24 protein-coding genes are annotated in these 20,819 nt (G+C 64.4%); 17 read left to right on the plus strand and 7 right to left on the minus strand.

Annotated features, from left to right (window positions below; genetic code table 11):
• The first annotated feature begins 89 nt into the window (after positions 1-89).
• From ABJO18_RS08110 to ABJO18_RS08140, 7 genes are all read left to right on the plus strand, one after another.
• Positions 90-587: a MarR family winged helix-turn-helix transcriptional regulator gene (locus ABJO18_RS08110; protein ID WP_348507511.1), complete on the plus strand. Its 498-nt coding sequence runs from the start codon at positions 90-92 to the stop codon at positions 585-587.
• Positions 584-2,266 (plus strand): serine hydrolase domain-containing protein, encoded by a 1,683-nt coding sequence (locus tag ABJO18_RS08115; RefSeq protein WP_348507512.1) that lies wholly within the window; start codon positions 584-586, stop codon positions 2,264-2,266. The genes ABJO18_RS08110 and ABJO18_RS08115 overlap by 4 nt, the downstream gene beginning before the upstream one ends.
• A 109-nt stretch (positions 2,267-2,375) precedes the next feature.
• Positions 2,376-3,962, plus strand: a complete 1,587-nt coding sequence (locus tag ABJO18_RS08120) for a lysine--tRNA ligase (RefSeq protein ID WP_348507513.1) — start codon at positions 2,376-2,378, stop codon at positions 3,960-3,962.
• 130 nt (positions 3,963-4,092) lie between these two features.
• A complete protein-coding gene (locus ABJO18_RS08125) occupies positions 4,093-4,509 on the plus strand; it encodes a hypothetical protein (protein WP_348507514.1) in 417 nt (138 codons plus the stop codon).
• Positions 4,510-4,512: 3 nt separating this feature from the next.
• Positions 4,513-4,944 (plus strand): hypothetical protein, encoded by a 432-nt coding sequence (locus tag ABJO18_RS08130; protein WP_348507515.1) that lies wholly within the window; start codon positions 4,513-4,515, stop codon positions 4,942-4,944.
• Positions 4,945-4,947: 3 nt separating this feature from the next.
• Positions 4,948-5,163, plus strand: coding sequence for a helix-turn-helix transcriptional regulator (locus ABJO18_RS08135; RefSeq protein WP_348507516.1), 216 nt, complete (start codon positions 4,948-4,950; stop codon positions 5,161-5,163).
• 175 nt (positions 5,164-5,338) lie between these two features.
• Positions 5,339-7,357 (plus strand): acyltransferase family protein, encoded by a 2,019-nt coding sequence (locus ABJO18_RS08140; protein WP_348507517.1) that lies wholly within the window; start codon positions 5,339-5,341, stop codon positions 7,355-7,357.
• Here the strand turns inward: ABJO18_RS08140 and ABJO18_RS08145 are convergent.
• Complete coding sequence (locus ABJO18_RS08145; protein ID WP_348507518.1) at positions 7,354-7,827, minus strand: GNAT family N-acetyltransferase; 474 nt, start codon at positions 7,825-7,827, stop codon at positions 7,354-7,356. The genes ABJO18_RS08140 and ABJO18_RS08145 overlap by 4 nt on opposite strands.
• 6 nt (positions 7,828-7,833) lie before the next feature.
• Positions 7,834-10,575 carry a preprotein translocase subunit SecA gene (gene secA / locus ABJO18_RS08150; protein ID WP_348507519.1) on the minus strand — a complete coding sequence of 914 codons (2,742 nt, stop codon included), beginning with the start codon at positions 10,573-10,575 and terminating at the stop codon, positions 7,834-7,836.
• 279 nt (positions 10,576-10,854) lie between these two features.
• On the opposite strand from secA, the gene ABJO18_RS08155 reads away from it, so the two are divergent.
• The 3 genes from ABJO18_RS08155 to ABJO18_RS08165 are packed head-to-tail and all read left to right on the plus strand — an operon-like array spanning position 10,855 to position 12,340.
• Entirely contained in the window at positions 10,855-11,715 is an 861-nt protein-coding gene (locus ABJO18_RS08155) for a peptidylprolyl isomerase (protein ID WP_348507520.1), read from the plus strand.
• A 50-nt stretch (positions 11,716-11,765) separates the two neighbouring features.
• Positions 11,766-12,182, plus strand: a complete 417-nt coding sequence (mutT, locus tag ABJO18_RS08160; RefSeq protein WP_348507521.1) for an 8-oxo-dGTP diphosphatase MutT — start codon at positions 11,766-11,768, stop codon at positions 12,180-12,182.
• A gap of 8 nt (positions 12,183-12,190) precedes the next feature.
• Complete coding sequence (locus ABJO18_RS08165; RefSeq protein ID WP_348507546.1) at positions 12,191-12,340, plus strand: Flp family type IVb pilin; 150 nt, start codon at positions 12,191-12,193, stop codon at positions 12,338-12,340.
• Here ABJO18_RS08165 and ABJO18_RS08170 read toward each other — a convergent pair.
• Positions 12,337-13,254, minus strand: a complete 918-nt coding sequence (locus tag ABJO18_RS08170) for a methyltransferase domain-containing protein (RefSeq protein WP_348507522.1) — start codon at positions 13,252-13,254, stop codon at positions 12,337-12,339. The two genes, ABJO18_RS08165 and ABJO18_RS08170, sit on opposite strands and share 4 nt — an antisense overlap.
• Positions 13,255-13,302: 48 nt before the next feature.
• On the opposite strand from ABJO18_RS08170, the gene ABJO18_RS08175 reads away from it, so the two are divergent.
• The 4 genes from ABJO18_RS08175 to ABJO18_RS08190 all read left to right on the plus strand — a co-directional run bounded on the left by ABJO18_RS08175 (position 13,303) and on the right by ABJO18_RS08190 (position 15,633).
• Positions 13,303-14,049: a ComF family protein gene (locus tag ABJO18_RS08175; RefSeq protein ID WP_348507523.1), complete on the plus strand. Its 747-nt coding sequence runs from the start codon at positions 13,303-13,305 to the stop codon at positions 14,047-14,049.
• 62 nt (positions 14,050-14,111) lie between these two features.
• Complete coding sequence (grxC, locus tag ABJO18_RS08180; RefSeq protein ID WP_348507524.1) at positions 14,112-14,369, plus strand: glutaredoxin 3; 258 nt, start codon at positions 14,112-14,114, stop codon at positions 14,367-14,369.
• Positions 14,369-15,211, plus strand: coding sequence for a carbon-nitrogen hydrolase family protein (locus ABJO18_RS08185; protein ID WP_348507525.1), 843 nt, complete (start codon positions 14,369-14,371; stop codon positions 15,209-15,211). The genes grxC and ABJO18_RS08185 overlap by 1 nt, the downstream gene beginning before the upstream one ends.
• Entirely contained in the window at positions 15,208-15,633 is a 426-nt protein-coding gene (locus ABJO18_RS08190; RefSeq protein WP_348507526.1) for a DUF1178 family protein, read from the plus strand. Before ABJO18_RS08185 ends, ABJO18_RS08190 begins: the two co-directional genes overlap by 4 nt.
• A gap of 6 nt (positions 15,634-15,639) precedes the next feature.
• Here ABJO18_RS08190 and ABJO18_RS08195 read toward each other — a convergent pair whose 3' ends face one another.
• The gene (locus ABJO18_RS08195; RefSeq protein ID WP_348507527.1) at positions 15,640-16,371 is read right to left on the minus strand and encodes a zf-HC2 domain-containing protein; all 732 of its coding nucleotides are present in this window, start codon (positions 16,369-16,371) and stop codon (positions 15,640-15,642) included.
• On the minus strand, positions 16,368-16,859 hold the full coding sequence (locus ABJO18_RS08200; RefSeq protein ID WP_348507528.1) for a sigma-70 family RNA polymerase sigma factor: 492 nt from the start codon (positions 16,857-16,859) through the stop codon (positions 16,368-16,370). Before ABJO18_RS08200 ends, ABJO18_RS08195 begins: the two co-directional genes overlap by 4 nt.
• Positions 16,860-17,009: 150 nt before the next feature.
• On the opposite strand from ABJO18_RS08200, the gene ABJO18_RS08205 reads away from it, so the two are divergent.
• The 3 genes from ABJO18_RS08205 (at position 17,010) to ABJO18_RS08215 (ending at position 19,579) form a co-directional block, all read left to right on the plus strand.
• Positions 17,010-18,239: a S8 family serine peptidase gene (locus ABJO18_RS08205; protein ID WP_348507529.1), complete on the plus strand. Its 1,230-nt coding sequence runs from the start codon at positions 17,010-17,012 to the stop codon at positions 18,237-18,239.
• A gap of 86 nt (positions 18,240-18,325) precedes the next feature.
• A complete protein-coding gene (locus tag ABJO18_RS08210) occupies positions 18,326-18,907 on the plus strand; it encodes a hypothetical protein (protein ID WP_348507530.1) in 582 nt (193 codons plus the stop codon).
• Positions 18,908-19,051: 144 nt separating this feature from the next.
• Positions 19,052-19,579: a hypothetical protein gene (locus ABJO18_RS08215; protein ID WP_348507531.1), complete on the plus strand. Its 528-nt coding sequence runs from the start codon at positions 19,052-19,054 to the stop codon at positions 19,577-19,579.
• A 79-nt stretch (positions 19,580-19,658) separates the two neighbouring features.
• Here the strand turns inward: ABJO18_RS08215 and ABJO18_RS08220 are convergent, their stop codons facing one another.
• Together ABJO18_RS08220 and ABJO18_RS08225 are read right to left on the minus strand one after the other, a co-directional pair.
• Complete coding sequence (locus ABJO18_RS08220) at positions 19,659-20,447, minus strand: SDR family oxidoreductase (protein WP_348507532.1); 789 nt, start codon at positions 20,445-20,447, stop codon at positions 19,659-19,661.
• A complete protein-coding gene (locus ABJO18_RS08225) occupies positions 20,447-20,773 on the minus strand; it encodes a nuclear transport factor 2 family protein (RefSeq protein ID WP_348507533.1) in 327 nt (108 codons plus the stop codon). Before ABJO18_RS08225 ends, ABJO18_RS08220 begins: the two co-directional genes overlap by 1 nt.
• Between the last annotated feature and the right edge of the window lie 46 nt (positions 20,774-20,819).

Raw genomic sequence — 20,819 nt, forward strand, 5'->3', positions numbered from 1 at the left:
GAATTGCGGCGATGACGCGAAACGTGGCCGATCCGTAACTTGCGCAGCCACCTCCATTTGCGCAAAAATTTGCATAAATGGAGGTGGCAATGGCCCCGCGAGAACCGCAGTTCGGCGCGATCCTGTTTCGCGCATCACAGCTTGTTGGCGATCAGGGTGTCGAGGCATTCGACGTGCTCGGCATCGCGCTCGACGCGCGCTGGCTTTCGATTGTGCTGGCGCTCAATGCGAGAGGCCCGATGACCTCGACCCAGCTGGCCGAGCATATCGGGCATTCCCGCCAGGTGATTGAAAGCCGGGTGAAGCCCGGCGTGGCGCGAGGCATTTTCACGTCCAGGCCTGACCCGGATGACGCCCGACGCACGATTTACGGGATCGGCGATGCGGCGAAGTCCACTGTCGCGCGGGCGGTGGCTGTGATGGGGGAGTTCGAAGCGGTCTACCAGGCCCTGTGGGACGAAATCGGTATCGACCTGGAAGCAGGCCTGCTCGCAATGGAGGCCGCACTGGCGCGGCGGTCGCTGATCCAGCGCTTGTCTGATCAGCGGGCCGGTGCGCTGGCAGCCGGAACGGAGGAGAGCGCATGATGCTCCGCCCAATTCTTGTTCTCGCTGCCGGCCTCGCCGGCGCGGCTATCCTTTGCGCCGTGCTCGCACGGGACGTCTTGGCGTCGCACGATCCGGTTGGGCGCGATGCCGCTGCGCGACTGGAACTGATGCTTGAGCGCGCCTATGGCGGTGACGAGCCCGGTGCCGCAATGATGGCCCTGGAGGGGGATCGTCTGGTTCTGCTGTCGGCGGCGGGTCTGGCCGATGTGGAATGGGGCGTGCCGGCAACTGTCGATACGAGCTTCCGTATCGGATCGATCACCAAGCCGATAGCGGCCCTGGCAATCCTCCAGCGAGCTGCAGACGGCACGCTGGATCTCGACCGGCCGGTCGGATCATATCTTCCCGGCCTCGATGAAACACTGGGTCGGCCGACCCTTGCCGAGCTGATGTCGCATACATCCGGCCTGCCGGATCACTTCCGCTTGCCGGACACGCCCTCGATCATGCGCAACCCGACAACGCCGGGCGAAATCATCGACCGCATGCGTGGTGCCGAACCCATGTTCGAGCCGGGCCAGGCGTGGAGCTATTCCAACTTCAACTACGTTCTGCTGGGGCGCGTGCTGGAAGTGACCGATCCGCAGGGGCGTGCCTATGGCGACATCATCGAAGACGACATATTCGCACCGCTTGGCATGACGGACTCCCACTATGACCGCCAGTCCCGCATCCTGCCGCGCCGGGCGCGGGGTTATGATCATGACGGCGAACGTGTGCTCAACACGATCACCTTCGACACCTCGCACGCCTACGCGGCCGGGGCTCTGATGGTCTCGGCGGCTGACATGGTCCGTCTCACCCGGGCCTTGATGAACAACACGCTCCTGCCGCCTGCCTGGCAAGAGCGCGCATGGCGAGAGATCACGGGGCCTGACGGTGAAGGCTTCGGCTACGGGCTGGGCTTCAATGTCGGCACGCTCATGGGTGAGCGCGTCATCTGGCACAATGGCTCGATCAACGGCTTCCAGGCCGCATGGCTGATGCTGCCCGACAGCGATCGTGCGGTCGCGGTTCTGTCGAATGGATACTACCGCCCCAACACCACGGCCATGGCACGGCGGGCGCTTGCTGTTCTGGCGGGCTTTCCCCTGCCGGAGCTGACAGCAGCGCTCGTACCTGATGCGGAACTCGCCGGTCTGGAAGGGCGGTATGTGCTGGATGATGGCCGCGTGCTGCAGATCCATGTCGAGGATGGCGCGCGCTATAATCTGGGCGGTGGGCGTTGGCAGGAACTCGCCGTGACGGCAGACGGCGTCCTGTTCCGTCCGGACAGTTTGACCCATATCCGGCCGCGTGAGGATGCACCGGGTGTCGTCTTCGTCTCGGGCACGACATTGGACGCCTGGCCGGCCACTCCGCAGGCAGGTGCTCTGGAGGGTGCACGATCGGGTATTCCCGTGACCCCGGAGATGATTTCGGCGGCCGGAGGGCGATGGGTGTTGGAGTCCGGCGATACCGTGATCGTTGAAGCTGACGCCGACGGCGTGTTGCGCCTGCAACTGCCGCAGCAGCCACCGCAGCGCCTGTTCGCCCAGTCGGCGCGCCACTTCTTCTGCCGGGAGGCTCCGATCGAACTGATCGTCGGGCCTGAACCGGGGCGGGCCGTGCTGAACCTGTACGGCAATCCTCTGCCCGTCGAGCGTGACCCGCGATAAAAGGGGGGGTGCACGAAATACCATGATCGGCCTGTGTGGCTTGACGCTCTGGCGCTTCCCCTCTACCTCGCCAGCTTTTCCGCACTCCAAGAACAGAAAGACCGATCCGATGATCTCCGATCTTGCCCAAAACGCGAAAGCCTGGCCGTTTGAACAAGCGCGCCTGCTGAAAAAGCGTCTGGACAAGCTCGGCCGAAAATCCGGGCCGGTTGTGTTCGAGACCGGCTACGGGCCGTCGGGCCTGCCGCACATGGGCACGTTCGGCGAGGTCGTGCGCACCACGATGGTGCTGCACGCTTTCGACGTGCTGACCGGTGGCGCCTACGAGCCGAAGCTGATCTGCGTGTCCGACGACATGGACGGCATGCGCAAGGTGCCGGAGAACCTGCCCAATCAGGCGATGCTGGCCGAACATCTTCAGGAGCCGCTGACCGTGGTGCCGGATCCTTTCGGTACGCATGACAGCTATGGCGCCCACATGAATGCGCGCCTGCGCGGCTTTCTCGACAGTTTCGGCTTCACCTACGCGTTCAAGTCGGCGACCGAGCTCTACCGCTCCGGGGCCTATGACGACATTCTTGTCCGGGCGCTCGAAAAGTATGACGAGATCATGCAGGTGATGCTGCCGACGCTGGGGGCCGAGCGCCAGGCGACCTATTCGCCGGTCCTGCCGGTCTCGCCGAAGACCGGGCGCGTGCTCTACGTGCCGATGAAGTCGGTCGATGCGAAGGCCGGCACGGTCACCTTCGACGATGAGGACGGCACCGAGACGACCCTTTCGGTGAAGGGCGGCCAGGTGAAGCTGCAGTGGAAGCCGGATTTCGGCATGCGCTGGGCAGCCCTGGGTGTCGACTTCGAGATGTTCGGCAAGGACCACCAGACCAATGCGCCGATCTATTCGCGCATCTGCAAGATCCTTGGCGCCGAGCCGCCGACGCAGTTCGTCTACGAGCTCTTCCTCGACCAGAAGGGCGAGAAGATCTCCAAGTCGAAGGGCAATGGCCTGTCGGTCGAGGACTGGCTGAAATATGCCCCGCAGGAGAGCCTGGCCTATTATAATTTCGTCAAGCCGAAGACGGCCAAGCGGCTGTATTTCGATGTCATTCCCAAGGCGGTGGACGAGTATCTCCAGCATCTGGCGGCCTATCCCGGCCAGGATGAGGCCCAGCAGCTGGAAAACCCGGCCTGGCACATCCATACCGGCAATCCGCCGTCGGAGACCTCGCCGATATCCTTCGCGTTGCTGCTCAATCTGGCTTCGGCTGCCAGTGCACATTCCAGCGATGTGATGTGGGGCTTCATCGGCCGCTATGTCGACGGGGCGAGGCCGCAGACGCATCCGCTGCTGGACCATCTGGCAAGCTTCGCCGTGCAGTACTTCGCGGATTTCGTGGAGCCGACCAAGGCCTTCCGTGCGCCCACCGATATCGAGCGGGCCGCGATGGAGGACCTCCTGCAGCGTCTGAAAGCCATGGATGCCGGCGAACGCGACGCCGCGAAGATCCAGGACGAGGTCTATGCCGCCGGCAAGACCCAGGACTTCGACAATCTGCGCGACTGGTTCAAGGGGCTCTACGAAGTCCTCCTCGGCCAGTCCCAGGGCCCGCGCTTCGGGTCCTTCGTGGCGATCTATGGCGTCACGGAAACCATCGCCCTGATCGAGCAGGCCCTGGCCGGTGACCTCGTAAAAGGCTGATTTCATGAGATGACCCGCATGCCGGGTCATCTTTTTGCGACATAAAGTAAGAAAAATTTGACATCAGGTCGGCGATATCTTACATCCATCGATGTCAAAGATAATCGACATCAAGACTGGAGTGTTTGACATGTCTTTCCGTGAAAAAATCGCGGTTCTGACCCTGATCGCCAATGTGCTGATCTACGGGATGTATTTCGGGAATACCGCCAAGGCGGCGCTCGCCGGCGAGGCCGTCCTGAGCGCGGGTCACATGATCAGTACCATCGTGCTGCTGATCGTCGTGATGATTGTCGGCACGATCATCGTCAGCTCGACCGCGCCGAAGGATGCAGACGCGCCGGCCGACGAACGCGATCAGCTGATTTCAATGCGCAGCGACCAGATCGCGGGCTATGTCGTCTCGGCCGGTGCCGGCGGATCGCTGGTTCTGGCCCTGGCCGGATTTTCGGTGTTCTGGATCGCCAACCTGGTCCTGCTGGCCCTGGTCGCCGGCGAGATCGTCAAGTCGGTCGCCTGCCTGATCGGCTATCGCCAGGGAGTGTAGCGCATGTCTTTCATGGAAAAGATCAATCTGGCGGCGCTGGCCGGAGGCGTTCTGGCCCTGGGCTGGTATCTGGTCCGGATCGTGCCACAGATCGGCCAGGTGCCGCTGGACGATGTTGCCTGGAAGTGGCCGATGGCGATCGCGATGGGGATATTCATCGTCCTCCTGGTGATCTCTGCCGTCCGTATGGCGATCTCGGACCCGGCTGTGCGCAAGGCCGACGGCATCATCGATGACGAGCGGGATCGCGACATCGAGCGGCGCGGCGATGCCTGGGGCGGTCATGCCATGCATGCCGTCGCCTTCGCCGCCCTGGTGATGCTGGTGCTGGATGTGCACAGCTTCTGGATCGCCCAGACGCTCTTCGTCGGCGGCATGCTCGCCGGCGTGGTCTCGATCGGCGTCAAGCTGTTCGCCTATCGCGGGGAGGTGTGACGCATGGCAAAATCAACGCCCATCACCAACCAGATCCGCACGCTGCGTTTTCACACCAATGAGATGACCCAGGCCGAGCTGGCCGAGAAGGTCGGCGTCACCCGGCAGACCGTCATCGCGATCGAGCAGGGCAAATACTCGCCCTCGCTCGAGGTCGCCTTCAAGATTGCCCGGATTTTCGGCGTGGGCCTGGAAGACGTCTTCCAGTACCCGCCTTAGGTTGTCATCTGGCCGTGTTTGAATTCACCAACCCATAGAGTAACAAGATCGTCGGGATGTGTGTGGTGGCTAATCCAATGGCCATTGTTCGGTCGTCCGCTTTCGGCGGGATTGCATCGTGATGGCGTGGTAGACACGCCTATCCTGAGGGGCGGGTGTTTTTGGGGGGCGACAAATGATGTATCGGCGCGAGATCGACGGGCTGCGAGCTGTTGCGGTTCTTCCGGTGTTATTCTTTCACGCCGGTTATGATCTGTTTTCAGGAGGTTTTGTAGGCGTCGACGTATTCTTCGTGATAAGCGGCTATCTGATCACGTTTCTTCTTTTGGAGGGCCTCGCGCAAGACCGGTTCAGCCTGCTGGATTTTTATGCGCGGCGGGCGAGACGGATATTTCCGGCACTTTTCGTGGTGGTTCTTTGCTCAATATTCGCCGGCTTGGCGGTGATGAACCCCGCAGAACTGGAGAATTTTTCGGAGAGTATAATTTCGGTCGCGCTATTCGCTTCAAATATATATTTCTGGAAAACCAACAATTACTTTTCCCCAGTCGCTGAAGAGCAGCCGATGCTTCACATGTGGAGTCTCGCGGTCGAGGAACAGTTTTATATTGGGTTTCCCGTGTTCCTCTTTCTTGTCTGGGTGTTCGCGCGTCGCTATACGCTTTGGCTGATCCTGGCGGGCGCGGCCGTGAGCTTAGCAATCGCTGAGTGGGGATGGCGCGAGCACGCGACAGCGAACTTCTATCTGCCGCTGTCCCGGGCGTGGGAGCTTCTTGTGGGCGCGGGACTCGCGTTCATCATGCGGGAGCGGCCTATAACGCCCAGCTCCGCCATGTCACTCATTGGGTTGGCGCTTATATTTGCATCGATTTTTGTCTATAACGAGCAGACGCCTTTCCCCAGTCTCTACACTGTCATGCCCGTTCTGGGCACTGCACTCGTTCTAGCCTTTGCGTCCCAGGAAAACATAGCCGGGCGATTACTGGGTTCTTCTGCGTTCGTAGGCGTAGGTCTCGTTAGCTATAGCCTCTATCTCTGGCATCAACCGGTTTTTGCCTTTGCCCGTCTGCGCTTGCTTGACCCGCCCGGGCCGTTGGCCATGTTCGGGCTGATCTTGATGTCATTCGCATTGGCGGTAGCAACTTGGCTCTGGGTCGAGCAACCCTTTAGACGCAGGAAGTTCGCTTTTTCAATAGGGCCGGCGCTGGCAGGCTCTAGCGCGCTGGCGATCGCGGGGACCGTCGTCTTCGGTATAGCCGGAAGCGCTTATGATGGTTTACCTTGGCGTATTCCCGCAGATGCAGCTGCAGCGGCGGCTTTTGCATCGGACGGTAACCCGCTCCGCGAAGATTGCCACTTCGAGCCAACGCATGAAGACTGGAATCATCCGGTCGCCCCGTGCGCGGCTTTCATGGAGGACGGTCGTGCCGATGTGGTCTTCATCGGAGACAGCCATTCGCTGGAGCTGAGTTACCAGACGCAATTGGCATTGCAGGGCATGGGGATCAGTTCCTATGCCGTGTCGATGAGTGGATGTGTGGGGCTTGAAGGGTTCTTCCGCGTAGATCAACGCCAACATGAGCAATGCTCAGGCTACAATCGGGCTATGCTAGCCTACGCCCGGCAGATCGGTGCCCGGACGCTGATTCTGACCTCCCGCTTTCCCATCTACGTGCTTGGGACGCGTTTCGACAATCAGGAGGGCGGCGTTGAATATGGCCCGCCTTTCTACGTCGACACCTTGGATCAGTGGCCCACAATGTCGTCCGTTGATGATCCTGCGCGCCAGGCTAGGGTTCTGTCTGCATATGCGACTCAGCTTTCCGACCTTGCCGAGGAGTTCAATGTCGTTCTGGTTCATCCCATTCCGGAAGTGGGATGGAATGCTTCGGTCCGACTGTCCAAATGCCTCCGCTTTGATGTCCCGAATTGTGAGCAATCGACATCCTACGATGTCTATCTAAGCAGAACGGAAAGCGTCAGAGCGGTTTTTGAAGGTATCGAGGCGGAACATCTCACCCATTTTCGCCCATCGACGGTTCTTTGCGACACGACTGGCACGCGCCGTTGCGACTTCGTTCGAGATGGTCGTCCTCTCTACTATGACGACAATCATCTTGCAGACAGTACGGGGGCAGTTTTGGTGGGTGAGGCGCTCGCTGTCACTGTCCGCGATGTCGTCGATGGCGGCTAGAGCGCCACTTCCAGCCAGGGCAGTTCGCGGCCCTTGAACACGTCGGAGGGGCGCATGGCGACCCGGCGGGCGCCCATATGCAGATAGGCGGGCTCGGCATAGGGGTCCGACAGGATGGTCATCACCGTGTCGCCCCGTGCGCGCAGCTGGTCCTTGGCGCTCTCGAACAGGGCGCGTCCGACGCCGGAGCCGATCGCTTCCGGAGCAATGAACAAGAGGTCCAGCGTGCCGCCATGCCCGTCCGGATCGATCTGGCAGACGCCGAGGAGCGTGCCGTCCTCAGCCTCGGCGACGGTGGTGTAGCCCGCCTCGATCGCTTCGGGTGTGACCTTGAGATAGGGCGAGACGGCGGCCATGAAGGCCGCGTCATATCCCCAATAGGCTTTGGATCTCAGACACAGGCGGGACAGCGCCTCGTCTTCACCCGGCCGGGCCGGGCGAAGACGGGGAAAGTCCGATGCGGCGCTCATGGAGGATCAGGCCGAGGCCTGACCGATCGCGCCGTGGCAATGCTTGTACTTCTTGCCGGAGCCGCACGGGCAGAGCTGGTTGCGTGCAACGCGGCCCCAGGTCTCCGGACGGTTCGGATCGACAGCTGCCGGGCCGGGAGATGTGGGGCGCGGGGCGACCGGCTCGCGGTCAGGCCCGTCCATCTCGTTGCGGCCGGTCGTCGCGTCGATATGGCTGGCCTGGATGTCCCGCGGCGCCTGCGGCGGAGCCGGGGCGCGTTCGAAGCGGATCAGCATCAGCTGACGGGTCACTTCGCCGCGCAGATTGTCCATCATGCGCTCGAACAGCGAGAAGGCCTCGGTCTTGAACTCGTTCAGCGGGTTGCGCTGGGCGTAGGAACGCAGGCCGATCATGGCGCGCATGGCGTCGAGATTCTGCAGGTGCTCGCGCCAGTTGATGTCGATGGCCTGGAGCAGGATCGACTTCTCGATCCGCCGCATCAGGTCCGGACCGGCATTGACCGCCTTTTCGGCATAAGCCTTGTCGGCCGTGTCGACGATGCGCTCCAGGATCTCCTCGTCGGCAATGCCTTCCTCGGCCGCCCAGTCGGCGATCGGCAGGTCGAGGCCGAACGTATCCTTCACCTCATTGGTCAGACCCTCGACATCCCACTGGTCGGCATAGGCCTTCGGCGGAATGTGGGCCTCGACAAGGTCTTCGGCCGTCTGCTGGCGCATATCCTTGATGACGTCGGAGACGTCGTCGGACGTCATGAACTCGATACGCTGCTCGAACACGGCCTTGCGCTGGTCGTTCATGACGTCATCGTACTTGAGGACGTTCTTGCGGATATCGAAATTGCGCTGTTCGACCTTCCTCTGGGAGGTTTCCAGCGCCTTGGACATCCACGGGTGCTGGATGGCCTCGCCTTCCTTCATGCCCAGCGTGCGCATGATGCCGTCCAGCCGCTCCGGCGCGAAAATGCGCAGAAGATCGTCCTGCACGGAGATGTAGAATTTCGAGCGGCCCGGATCGCCCTGGCGGCCGGTCCGGCCGCGCAGCTGATTGTCGATCCGCCGGCTTTCATGGCGCTCCGTGCCCAGCACGTAGAGACCGCCGGCATCGAGGGCCTGCTTCTTCTTCTCGGCGACGTCGGCCGCGATCTTGTCCTTTTCGCGGGCGATCTCGGTCTCGGTCGGTTCCTTGCCGAGTTCCTTCTGCTCGCTCAGCCAGGCGCCAAGGCGCATTTCCACATTGCCGCCGAGCTGGATGTCCGTACCGCGGCCGGCCATGTTGGTCGCGATGGTGATCGCGCCCGGCACGCCGGCATCGGCAATGATGTAGGCTTCCTGCTCGTGATAGCGCGCATTGAGCACCTGGTGCTTGATCTTGCGCTTGGTCAGGATGTCCGACAGCAGTTCGGATTTCTCGATCGAGGCCGTGCCGACCAGCACAGGCTGGCCGCGCTTCACGCAATCCTCGATATCGGCAATCGCGGCGTCGTACTTCTCTTTCGCCGTGCGGTAGACCTCGTCTTCCTCGTCCACGCGGGCGATCGGCCGGTTGGTCGGAATCTCGACCACGCCCAGCTTGTAGATGTCCATGAACTCGTCGGCCTCGGTGAGGGCCGTACCGGTCATGCCCGCCAGCTTGTCGTAGAGGCGGAAGTAATTCTGGAAGGTGACCGAGGCGAGGGTCTGGTTTTCCGGCTGGATGTCCGTGCCTTCCTTGGCCTCGATGGCCTGGTGCAGGCCGTCGGACAGGCGGCGTCCCGGCATCATGCGCCCGGTGAACTCGTCGATCAGGACAACGCCATTGTCCTTGATGATGTAGTCCTTGTCCTTCACGAACAGCTTGTGCGCCTTGAGCGCCTGGTTGACGTGGTGGACCGTCGCGATGTTCTCGACGTCGTAGAGGTCGGCATCTTCCTTGAGGAGATCGCGGGCCTTGAGCAGCTCCTCGATCTTCTCATTGCCCTCTTCGGTCAACAGGATCGAGCGGGCCTTCTCGTCGATCTCGTAGCAATCCTCGTCGAGAAGCGGGATCAGCTGGTCGATCGTCTGGTAGAACTCGGTCCGGTCTTCGGTGCGGCCGGAAATGATCAGCGGCGTGCGCGCCTCGTCGATCAGGATGGAGTCGACCTCGTCGACGATGGCGAAGCCGTGGCCGCGCTGCACCATCTCGTCGACCGTGTACTTCATGTTGTCGCGCAGATAGTCGAAGCCGAGCTCGTTATTGGTGCCGTAGGTGATGTCGCAGGCATAGGCCTGGCGGCGTTCCGGATCGGTCATGCCGTGGGCGATCACGCCGGTGGTCATGCCCAGCTGGGCGAAGACGCGGCCCATCCATTCGGCGTCACGTGTGGCGAGGTAGTCGTTGACGGTGACGATGTGCACGCCCTTGCCGGTCAGCGCATTGAGATAGGTCGGCAGGGTGGCGACCAGCGTCTTGCCCTCACCGGTCTTCATCTCGGCGATGGAGCCTTCGTGCAGCACCATGCCGCCCATCAGCTGCACGTCATACGGGCGAAGGCCCAGAGCGCGCTTGGCGGCCTCGCGTACGGCGGCAAACGCCTCCGGCAGCAGGTCGTCCAGCTTTTCGCCCTTGTCGAGCCTTTCGCGGAATTCCGCGGTCTTGCCCTTCAGGGCGTCGTCGGAGAGTGCCTGGAAGTCGGGCTCCAGGGCGTTGATCTTTTCGACCATCGGCCGCATGCGGCGAAGTTTGCGGTCGTTCTCGGTTCCGAAGATCTTGCGGGCTATAGACAGCATGTGTTCTGGCTTTGCGTACAACTGGACCGGCGTCCGGCGCTCGAGTCCGTCCCTCTCGCCGGAGACGCCAACATTGCTTTGAAACGTCAGGGTGACTTAAGGATGGGGGGGATGGGTGTCAATCAAGCCGCGCGGCGCCTGCCATGCGGCATATTCCCGTAAAGGACTGTCAGCGTGGCCATTCTGCGGTTTTTTGTAGGACTGTTGTTGATCTCTGCGAGCCTCGCGGGCTGTGGCCCGGAGCCGCGCCGGACAGCGGAACCGGGGGTGGAGCCTGCGGTGCGCATCGCACCGGACGAGGCCGATCCGGTGGTCGCCCGGGTCGACGGGACAGTGATCCGCCGGTCCGATGTCGAGCGTGAAGCCCGTTCGCAATCGGGCGATGACGAGGTGGCACTGCAACCGGGTGAGGTCGAGTTCGAACGGGTGCTGGACGAGCTGGTCGATCAGCGCCTGCTGGCACTGGAAGCGCGCCGGCGCGGCCTGCACCAGTCCGAGGAAGCGCGCCGCCGCATGGCGCTGGCCGAGGAGCGTATCCTGGGCAATGTGCTGGTCGAGACGGCGCTGGCCGATGCGGTCACCGAGGAAACCATCCAGCGCATCTATCGCGAACAGATCCGCCTGATCCCGCTCGGCGAGGAAGTGCGCGCGCGTCACATCCTTGTCGACACGCGCGCCGAGGCCGATGCCATCGCGCAGCTGCTGGCCGAGGGGCGGGATTTTGCCGAGCTTGCCGTGGCGATGAGCCAGGACCAGGCAACACGCCTGGAAGGCGGCGATCTGGGCTATTTCACCCGCGAGGGCATTCTGCCCGCCTTCGGCTCCGTGGCCTTCTCGACACCCGAGGGTGAAGTGTCCGAGCCCTTCCGCAGCGAGTTTGGCTGGCATTTGCTCAAAGTGGTCGACCGCCGCCGCCAGCCGCCGCCCTCGATCGAGGCGTTGCGGCCCAATATCGTGCGCTTCTACACCTTCGATCAGCTGGAAGCGCTGATCGACGGGTTGCGGGCCGATGCACAGATCGAACGGCCGGAAATCGTTATCGAGCCCCAGCCGGGGGAGGAGCCGGACATCTATGCCGGGCCGGACGCTCATGACGGCGATCTGCCCGGCGAGGACGACAGTCCCGACGAGCCGGGTTAAGCCGGTATTCACCGCGTTTCTGCACCCGATCTTAAAGGAGTTCACGCACGATGTCGGCTGGTGGCCCCAAACCGGTGATCCATGTCGCCGCCTGTGCCTTGCTGGACCCGGATGGTCGGATCCTCATCGCCAGACGGCCCGAAGGCAAACCGATGGCGGGGTATTGGGAGTTTCCCGGCGGCAAGATCGAGCCCGGGGAAACGCCGGAGCAGACCGTTGTCCGGGAGCTCCGTGAGGAATTGGGAGTGGAGCCATGCGAGCGATGCCTGCATCCCTTCGCCTTCGTATCCCATCCCTACGAAACCTTTCACATCGTGATGCCGCTCTTCCTGTGCCGCACCTGGGACGGGTTCGCCCGTCCGCTGGAAGGGCAGGAGATCGCCTGGGTCCGCAAGGAAAAGCTGGGCGAGTACCAGCTCTCGCCGGCGGACCGGTCGCTCGCCGCGGAAATTCGCGACCGGCTCTGATCCGGCGCCTGTCCGCTTTTTGCGACGATACGGGCGGCGCAACGGCGATTGAGTACTCGATCATCGCCGCGTTGATCTCGATCATGATCATCGGCGGCCTGACCCTGATCGGTCCGGCCATCATGGACATGCTTGACCAGGCCTCTGCGCCCTTCTAGCGGCCGGCCTTTTCTCCCAGCGACTGTTCCGGAACGCCCAGCGCGTCTGCCAGCCGGTGTGTCGCGGAACCGGGGCGTTTCGGCTTGGGCTGATCCGGGTGCGGGGCCCAGCCTGCAGCATGCACGATCTCGAAGCTTGCCCGGATGCGGCCGTCCTCGTCGGCAAACTTCTGTGCGTAGAGCTCTGCCGTCCGCATGAAGAGCGCGCGGGAGGCCGGGTTCCGGGGCCGGTCGGCAAGGATCGAGGTCTCACCCATGCCGCGCAGATCGGCCATCAGCGCGAAGACATTGTTGTAGCGCACGGTCACCCGGTCGATATCCGCAACCGGCATGGCAAAACCGGCCCGCTGCATCAGCGCAGCCATGTCGAACGTGCCGGCATAGGGCGAAACCCGTGCACCGGCACCGCCGGTCAGCTCGCTCTCCGCCGTCATCAGGCAGCGCCGCAGCTCGTTCAGGGTCGACCCGCCCAGCATCGACGCAGCAAAGAAACCGTCCGGCTTGAGGGCGTGATTGATCTGTACCAGCACGCCGGGCAGGTCGTTGGTCCAGTGCAGTCCCCAGGGCGCCAGGACGAGATCCAGGCTTTCCTCGGCAAAGGGCAGGGCCTCTTCATCGAGCGCCAGGGCCGGGCGGTCCAGCGTTGCGGCCACTTGCGGCGACAGGTCTGCGCTGGTCAGCCAGCCGATCTTGCCGCCGGCGGGGCGCGCCATCAGCTCGTCGGCCAGACCCGGTCCGCCGCCCAGTATGGCGGCGCGTTCGAAGTCCCGCGTGACACTCTCCACCCGGTCGCAGATATCGTCGAATGCGCGCCGCACGAGAAAGTTGTAATCTGCCAGGCGTGCCGCAGCTCGGTTGCGGCGCGTGCGCAGCAGGGTCCGGTCGAAAAGGCGGGGTGGCGTGTCGGAATTCATGGTGCGGGATATGCCGTCTAAGGGCCGCCGGGAAAAGGGGGCAGGTGTGTGATTGGCGCGATTGCCAGCCGTCTGGCCGACCTGGCCTGGCCGCCGGTCTGCCCGGTAACGGGCCGTGCTGTCGATGCCAGCGGCCGGCTGCAGGCGGCGGGCTGGGCGCGGCTGACCTTTCTGGATGCGCCCTTGTGCGGCGTGTGCGGTTTGCCCTTTCCCTATCCCGGCGGCAGCGCGTCCACATCTGCAACATTGTGCGCCCTGTGTGTTGCAAAACAGCCCGTTTACGACCTCGTCCGTGCCCCATTGGCGTATGATGATGCCTCACGGCCGCTGGTCCTGGGCTTCAAGCATGGCAGCCGGCGCGAGATGATCGACCAGTTCGCCCGCTGGATGATCGCGGCGGGCGGTGACGGCCTTGACGGTGCCGACGCCATCCTGCCAGTGCCGCTGCACTGGCGGCGCCTTCTGGCGCGCCGTTACAACCAGTCGGCCCTGCTGGCTGCGGCGATGGCCCGGCTGTCCGGTGTGCCGATGGAAACCGGCTGGCTGCTGCGCCGGCGGGCGACTCCCAGCCAGGCCGGGCAGAGCGCCCGTTCGCGCAAGCGCAATGTCGCGGGCGCCTTCCATGTGCCGGATCGCAGCCATGTCGAGGGGCGCCGCATGGTGCTGGTCGACGATGTCTTCACCACGGGTGCGACAGCGACGGCCTGTGCCCGGACGCTGAAGCGGGCGGGTGCTACGCATGTATCGGTTATGACACTGTGCCGCGTTGTCAGGTCCACCGATCCCACTATCTAGATAGGCAGAACGCATTTTCCGGCCGTCCGCCCGCAGCGGTTGGCCCGTAATGGAGTAGTTTGATGGCCGAAGTGACAATCTATACACGCCCTATGTGTGGCTATTGTGCCCGCGCCGTATCCCTGCTGAAGCAGAAGGGTGTGGCGTTCAACGAGATCGATGCCGGCTTCGATCAGGCCAGGCGCAACGAGATGATCCAGCGCTCGAACGGCGGGCGCACCTTCCCGCAGATTTTCGTCGGCGATATCCATATCGGCGGCTGCGACGACATGATGGCTCTTGAACGGGCCGGCAAGCTGGATGATATGCTCGCGGCCTGATGAGCCAACTCGACATTGCCCTCGTGCAGATGCGCTCGGGGATCGACCCCGAAGCGAACATCAAGGACGCCATCCGCCTGATCCGGGATGCGGCGGCCACCGGCGCGCAGCTTGTCGCCACGCCGGAAACCACGCATCTCGTGCAGAAGAATGCCGCAGAAGCCTTCAAGGTGCTGCACGCGCCGGAGACCGAACCGGCCCTGCCGGCCTTCTCGGCCCTGGCGCGCGAACTGGGCATCACCCTGCTGATCGGCTCGCTCGCCGTGCGCACGCCGGACGGCCGGGCGGCAAACCGCAGCTTCCTGTTCGGCCCCGATGGCGCTTTGCTGGCGACCTACGACAAGGCGCACATGTTCGATGTCGGCCTGGGCAAGGGCGAGACCTACCGGGAAAGTGACAATTACGCGCCCGGCGACCGGCTGGTCGTGGCCGATACCGCCGGCGCCCGGCTGGGCCTTTCGATCTGCTATGATGTGCGCTTCGCCTATCTCTACCGGCGGCTGGCCAAGGCGGGCGCCCAGATCCTGACCGTTCCGGCCGCCTTCACCCGGCCGACCGGGCGCGCGCACTGGGAAGTGCTGCTGCGGGCGCGGGCGATCGAGACGGGCAGCTATGTCATCGCGCCGGCGCAGTCGGGTCTGCATGAGGATGGCCGCAAGACCTGGGGCCATTCGATGATCATCGGCCCCTGGGGCGAGGTGGTTGCGGTCCGCAAGGATGCCGAGCCGGGCGTGCTGAGTGCGCGGATCGATCTCGACAAGGTCGCCGAGGCCCGCCGCCGCATTCCCGCCCTGGAACATGACCGTGATCTCACCGGTCCGGACATGCCGTCGCCGACATGATCCGCTATGCGCTGCGCTGTGACCGGGACCATGAATTCGAGGCCTGGTTCTCCAATTCCGATGCCTGCGACGACCAGATCGAACGCGATCTGGTGCAATGCCCCGAATGCGGATCCAGCGACGTGCACAAGGCGCTCATGGCGCCGGCTGTCTCGACTTCCCGCAAGCGCGAGGCGGCGTCTCCTGAGGCACAGTTCCGCGATCTTGCCGACCGGGTGAAGGCGCATATCCGCAAGAATTACGACTATGTCGGCGGTGATTTCGCCCGCGAGGCCCGGGCGATGCATGCGGGCGACAAGCCGGAACGCCTGATCTATGGCGAGACCACGCCGGAAGAGAGCCGCAAGCTCGTCGATGACGGTGTCCCGGTCGCCCCGCTCCCCGATGCCATGGCGCCGACACCGCCGAAGAAGGCGAACTGAAAGCGCCTATTCCGGCTGCCATCCGCGCGCGGCAGCCGTCTCTTCCTCCGCTGCCGACAGGGCTTCCCCGGACATCCAGGTGTCGACGCTGTCCAGCACTGTCAGCGGCAGGGCCGTGCCCGCCGTGCGGACTTCCGTTCCGGCTTCTCCCGCTGCCGGAGCCGCAAGATCGATCTGCCAGTCGCCGCCGGTCCGGCAGGCGACGCCGGCGGTTCCCGATGCCGTGAAGGTGCGGCAATAGCGGCCGTCTTGGTGCCGGAAGCTGACCTGGACCGCCAGGGAGGACGCGTTCTGTGCGCCGGGACGGTCAAGGGCAGAGGCGAGGCGGCTGCCCGCCGTCATGCGCCCGTTTTCGAACGCGAACGGGCCGCCGGGAGACCCGGGCGCGGTTAACTGGGTGCCGATGAGAATGCCTGCCGCGACCGCCGATGCCACGGCGATCGTATGCGGTGCGTGCCAGCCCTGCAGCAGGCGGGCCAACCAGCTTGGCCCGCCATCCGTTCCGGCCGGCGCCCGGTCCGGGCTGGCCTTGCGTACCAGTGCCTCCAGGTGGTCCGGGACAGGTTCGCTCAGCACCGGATTGAAATGACCGGCCAGGGTTCCGCGCAGGGACTGCATCGTCTTCGCCCGGCGGCGCAGGGCGGGATCGTCTCGCAGGGCCGCCTCGACGCGGGCGTTCTCTGCCGCGTCCAGCTCGCCGTCGACATAGGCCATCAGGGTCTCGTCCTCGACAGTCATGAAGATGCCTCCCGTTGCGGGTTGAGAATGGCTTCCAGCGCGGCGCGGCCGCGTGCGAGACGGCTCGTGAGGGTGCCCATCGGCACGTCCATCACCGCCGCGGCTTCCTTGTAGGACAGGCCCTCGACAAGAACGAGGGCGACGGCAAGGCGCTGGTCCTCGGGCAGGGTTTCCATTGCCTGCTCCACCGACATGGCCCGGATCCGCTTGTCGAATTCCGGGTCTTCCCGGCCGACGGCCGCGCCGGCTTCCTCCGGGGCGAACCGGGTGTCGCGGCGCTGGCGAAACCGGACTTCATCGATCCAGGCGTTTTTCATGATACGGTACATCCAGCTGTCCAGGCGCGTGCCGTCACGCCATTGATCCAGGCGGGCAATAGCGCGTTCCAGCGTCATCTGGACAAGATCGTCCGCATCGGCGGCATCGCGGGTCAGGGACCGCGCGAACCGGCGGAGCCGGGGCAGATAGCTGATGATCTCGTTTTCCACGCGTGGGTTTCTCGCGCCCATGCCACGTACCGACAACGACTGGAAGAAAGCGTTTCTTCCATGCGTTATCTGAAACAGCAATGTTTTTGCGGCCGATGGAGGCTGGCGATGTTTGGTCGGGTGTTGCGTATCGGGTGTGCCGCCCTTGCGATGGCAGTCCTGTCTGCCGGCGGGGCGCGGGCACAATTGCCGGTCGACGTGCCCGATGTGCCGGCCACGGCCGACCGGCTCGGCGGTGTCGTGCGCGACCGGGTCGACCGGACGCGTGAGCGCTCTCAGGAAACGCTGCGCGATGTCAGACGCGACACACTGGATACCCTGTTGCGGCAGAACCGTGACATACTAGAGCGGGGACCGGACAGATCGGTCATCGTCCGCAACCAGATCACCGTCCTCGCAGACGACCGTTCCGGGCTCGGCCCGCTCCTCGGCCAGGGATTCGGCCTGGTGCGCGAACGGCCGCTGGGAAGTCTGGGGCTGAGCCTGTTCGTGCTTTCGGCACCGCCGGGCCTGACGACGCGCCGCGCGCTCGATCTTGCCCGTCAGCTGGATCCGGCGGGGCTTTACGACTTCAATCATATCTATACGCGATCCGGCGGTCCGGCGCTGCATTCGGCAGCCGCATTGCAGGGCTATGCCACGGCGCGGCATGCGCGGATTGGCCTGGTGGATACCGGGGTGGATGCCCGCCATCCCGCCCTTGCCGGTTTCAGGCTCGAACGCGAGGCCTTTCACGGCGGCGCCTACCAGCCGGCAGAACACGGAACGGCGGTCGCTTCGCTGATGACAAGCGTGTCGGGGACGCTGGTCTCGGCGGACATTTATGGTGGCGGCCCGACCGGCGGGTCGGCCGACGCACTGATTGCGGCGCTGGGCTGGATGTCCGACAGCGGAGTGGCGGTGATCAACGTCTCCCTGGTCGGACCGCCTAACCGGTTGCTGGAGCGCGTGGTGGGCGCGCTGGCCGCACGCGGCCATATCGTCGTGGCGGCCGTGGGCAATGACGGGGCTTCGGCCCGCCCGCTTTATCCCGCTGCCTATGACGGCGTGATCGGCGTGACGGGTGTGAGCGAGCGCGGACGCGTACTGCCGGAGGCGGGCCGGGGGCCGCATGTCGACTTTGCCGCGCCGGGCGCGTTCGACCGGGCCGCCGGAACAGGCGGCGGGCATGTGCGGGTGCGCGGCACATCCTATGCCGCGCCTGTAGTGGCCTCCCTCCTGGCGAGCTGGGTCGACCGGCCGGATCCGGCGCGCGCGCAATCCGCGATCGAGACACTGGCGGCCAGCGCCGAAGACGCCGGCCGGCGTGGCCGCGACGATACCTATGGCTATGGAATCGTGGGGCGATCTACACTGCGTACGGCGTCGAGCCGGGAATAAATCATCCCGGACGGAATAAATCCGGTCCGCCGCTCGTTGTCTTCCTGTCAGCCGGTCCAACCCGGCGCTGAATGAGGGAGATAACCATGAAGACCCTTTCCGCCAGCCTTCTCGCTCTGGCCCTGGCAACGGGTGCGGGATACGCCCAGCTGTCCTCCGTGACCGACGCCACGGCGAGAACCACCCAGGACACCCGGCTCGACACTGTGCGTCCGGGCGAACTGCAGAGCCGCACCGACGTCAGCGGTCATGCCCGCCAGCGTCTCGATGCCGGCCGGCCCATGAGCCGGATCGAGCAGATGCGTCTCGAGCGGGCCGAGCGTCAGGCACGCCAGGCCGAGCGCGCGGCAGCGCGCAGCCGGGCCGATGCCGGTATCGCAGGCAGTGCGGCCGCCCGGAGCGGTCAGGCTGCGGCCCGCGGTTCCGTGCACGGTGCAGCCGAGATTACGGCCCCGGACACGCGTCCGGCCCGCCGGGAAGTGCAGCGCCAGGCCAATCGTGCCCGCGCCGAAGTGCGGCGGGCGCGCAATGCCTCGCCCTCCGTCGAGGCCGATGCCAATGCCAGCGCCAGCAATTCGGTCCGCGCCGACGGCAATGGCAATACCAGCACCCGTACGCGGGTCGATGGCCGCGCCGAGGCGCGCGTCGAGGGGCCGGACAGGCACTGATCCCTGTCTCTCCATGGGGGCTGGCGCAGCCTTCGGGCTGTGCCGGCCCCGCCGCCGGCCGTCGCGAAACTTTTTTCGAACGCTGTGGAAGAAAACCGCCGGCCGGCACGTTTTCAGGGTGTGAGGGATAAAAAGGAGGACGACATGACCTGCTTGAAGACAATCATTCCCGCGCTTGGCGCTGTTGCCGCCCTTGCGGCGGCCGGTGGCCTCGCCGGAACAGCCCAGGCCCAGGGACATCATCATTCCTCGGCCCGGTTCGAATATCACAGCTCGTACTATGAGCGTGGCTATGACCGGCATGATTTCCGCTATTATCGCGATGCGTGCCGGACACGCTCCTCCGGCGGGGTCGGGCTGGGTCTCAGCCTCGGCGGCAGCGAGCTGCTTGGCGCCAATGTCGGCGGTTCGAGCTGGACCGAATGCGACCGCGGCCAGTTTGCCTACGCCCAGTACGATGCGTTTGACCATGGCCGTCCGGCCTACTGGCACAATCCGGACAGTGGCCGTCGCGGTGTGATCAAGCCGGGCCGCCGCTATCATTCGCACGGCCGCGAATGCGCTTCGGGTGAAGCGGAGATCTACGACAGTCACGGCAATTATCAGAGCTTCGGTTTTGAAAGCTGCCGCGACGGGTCGGGGGGCTGGCACTATGAGGGCCGGCACCGCTGATCCTCGTGCCGGCAGGGAAGACGGCGCCGCTCCCCACGCGGCGCCGTCTTTCCGTGTGTCCAGGCGAGGCCAACCGTAGTCAGACCGTCGGGACAGTGCCGCCGTCAATCGTCACTTCGGTCCCATGGATGGCTTTGGCGCGGTCGGATGCGAGGAAGGCGATGGTTTCGGCGACCTCTTCCGGCCGGGCCGGACGGCCGATCGGAATCCCGCCGAGCGCGTCCAGAATACTCTGCCTTGCGGCGGCCTCGTCGGTCCCCGCATTCCCGGCAATGCGTTGTACGAGGGCCTCGGCGGCTTCGGTATAGATCCATCCCGGTGCCACGGCATTGACCCGGACACCGGCCGGACCGACCTCTTTCGACAGCGCTTTGGAATAGGTACTCAACGCCGCCTTTGCGGCCGCATAGGCCGTGGTGGAGTCGTGAAGGGGCAGGCGCCGCTGGATCGAGGTCACGTGGATGATCGCGCCCTCCTGGCGGGCGAGCAAGGCGGGCAGGAAGGCCCGGTCCAGCCGGACGGCGCTGAGCAGGTTGAGCTGCAGCTCATCGTGCCAGATGTCGTCCGAAAGTGCCGCAAAACCGCCGGCCGGCGCTGTCGATCCGCCCAGGCAGTGGACCAGGATGTCGATACCGCCAAAGGCGTCGGTGACCGCATCGGCCAAGGGGCCGACACTCTCCGGACGCGTCAGGTCGGCCTGCACGAACAGGTCGGCATTCACATCGCCGGGCGGTGTCGAGCGGGCGGCCGTGGCGACGCGGGCTCCGCGACTGCGGAACAGGTCCACAGTGGCCGCGCCCGTTCCCTTGGTGCCGCCGGTCACCAGGACCCGCTTGCCGGCAAATTCAGTCGTTGTGGCGTACGGCATCAGGCAATCTCCAGCGCGGCGATCCGGTCGGCGTCCATCCCGAAGCGGTAGGTCAAAGCAATCGGGCTGCCCGGGAAGCTGCCGGAGACTTTGGCCGACACGAAGACGGCGCCATCCCTGTGTTCTGCCGGGCCGGGTTCTGCGTGGAAGTCGTATGCGTCGACCGTTTGCTTCAGCCAGTTTTCGATCGCGGCCCTGCCGATATGATCCCGGCTCTCGTCCCGGACGCGGGCATCCGCGGAAAACTGTGCGGCGGCGCGATCGAAATCGCGGCGATTGGCGGCGTCGAAATATGCGGCGATGGAAGCGGGAAGTGTCTGTGTCATGGCCGTCTCCTTGCTGGTGGAGGCCAAGCCTCCGGATTGATCTGCA

The sequence above is a fragment of the Maricaulis sp. genome (assembly GCF_039978735.1).
Taxonomy (GTDB): Bacteria; Pseudomonadota; Alphaproteobacteria; order Caulobacterales; family Maricaulaceae; genus Maricaulis.

Coding starts and splice junctions, on each gene's coding strand:
- ABJO18_RS08110 (WP_348507511.1), top strand. CDS start 90: ATGGCCCCGCGAGAACCGCAGTTCGGCGCGATCCTGTTTCGCGCATCA.
- ABJO18_RS08115 (WP_348507512.1), top strand. CDS start 584: ATGATGCTCCGCCCAATTCTTGTTCTCGCTGCCGGCCTCGCCGGCGCG.
- ABJO18_RS08120 (WP_348507513.1), top strand. CDS start 2,376: ATGATCTCCGATCTTGCCCAAAACGCGAAAGCCTGGCCGTTTGAACAA.
- ABJO18_RS08125 (WP_348507514.1), top strand. CDS start 4,093: ATGTCTTTCCGTGAAAAAATCGCGGTTCTGACCCTGATCGCCAATGTG.
- ABJO18_RS08130 (WP_348507515.1), top strand. CDS start 4,513: ATGTCTTTCATGGAAAAGATCAATCTGGCGGCGCTGGCCGGAGGCGTT.
- ABJO18_RS08135 (WP_348507516.1), top strand. CDS start 4,948: ATGGCAAAATCAACGCCCATCACCAACCAGATCCGCACGCTGCGTTTT.
- ABJO18_RS08140 (WP_348507517.1), top strand. CDS start 5,339: ATGATGTATCGGCGCGAGATCGACGGGCTGCGAGCTGTTGCGGTTCTT.
- ABJO18_RS08145 (WP_348507518.1), bottom strand. CDS start 7,827: ATGAGCGCCGCATCGGACTTTCCCCGTCTTCGCCCGGCCCGGCCGGGT.
- secA (WP_348507519.1), bottom strand. CDS start 10,575: ATGCTGTCTATAGCCCGCAAGATCTTCGGAACCGAGAACGACCGCAAA.
- mutT (WP_348507521.1), top strand. CDS start 11,766: ATGTCGGCTGGTGGCCCCAAACCGGTGATCCATGTCGCCGCCTGTGCC.
- ABJO18_RS08170 (WP_348507522.1), bottom strand. CDS start 13,254: ATGAATTCCGACACGCCACCCCGCCTTTTCGACCGGACCCTGCTGCGC.
- grxC (WP_348507524.1), top strand. CDS start 14,112: ATGGCCGAAGTGACAATCTATACACGCCCTATGTGTGGCTATTGTGCC.
- ABJO18_RS08185 (WP_348507525.1), top strand. CDS start 14,369: ATGAGCCAACTCGACATTGCCCTCGTGCAGATGCGCTCGGGGATCGAC.
- ABJO18_RS08190 (WP_348507526.1), top strand. CDS start 15,208: ATGATCCGCTATGCGCTGCGCTGTGACCGGGACCATGAATTCGAGGCC.
- ABJO18_RS08195 (WP_348507527.1), bottom strand. CDS start 16,371: ATGACTGTCGAGGACGAGACCCTGATGGCCTATGTCGACGGCGAGCTG.
- ABJO18_RS08205 (WP_348507529.1), top strand. CDS start 17,010: ATGGCAGTCCTGTCTGCCGGCGGGGCGCGGGCACAATTGCCGGTCGAC.
- ABJO18_RS08210 (WP_348507530.1), top strand. CDS start 18,326: ATGAAGACCCTTTCCGCCAGCCTTCTCGCTCTGGCCCTGGCAACGGGT.
- ABJO18_RS08215 (WP_348507531.1), top strand. CDS start 19,052: ATGACCTGCTTGAAGACAATCATTCCCGCGCTTGGCGCTGTTGCCGCC.
- ABJO18_RS08220 (WP_348507532.1), bottom strand. CDS start 20,447: ATGCCGTACGCCACAACGACTGAATTTGCCGGCAAGCGGGTCCTGGTG.
- ABJO18_RS08225 (WP_348507533.1), bottom strand. CDS start 20,773: ATGACACAGACACTTCCCGCTTCCATCGCCGCATATTTCGACGCCGCC.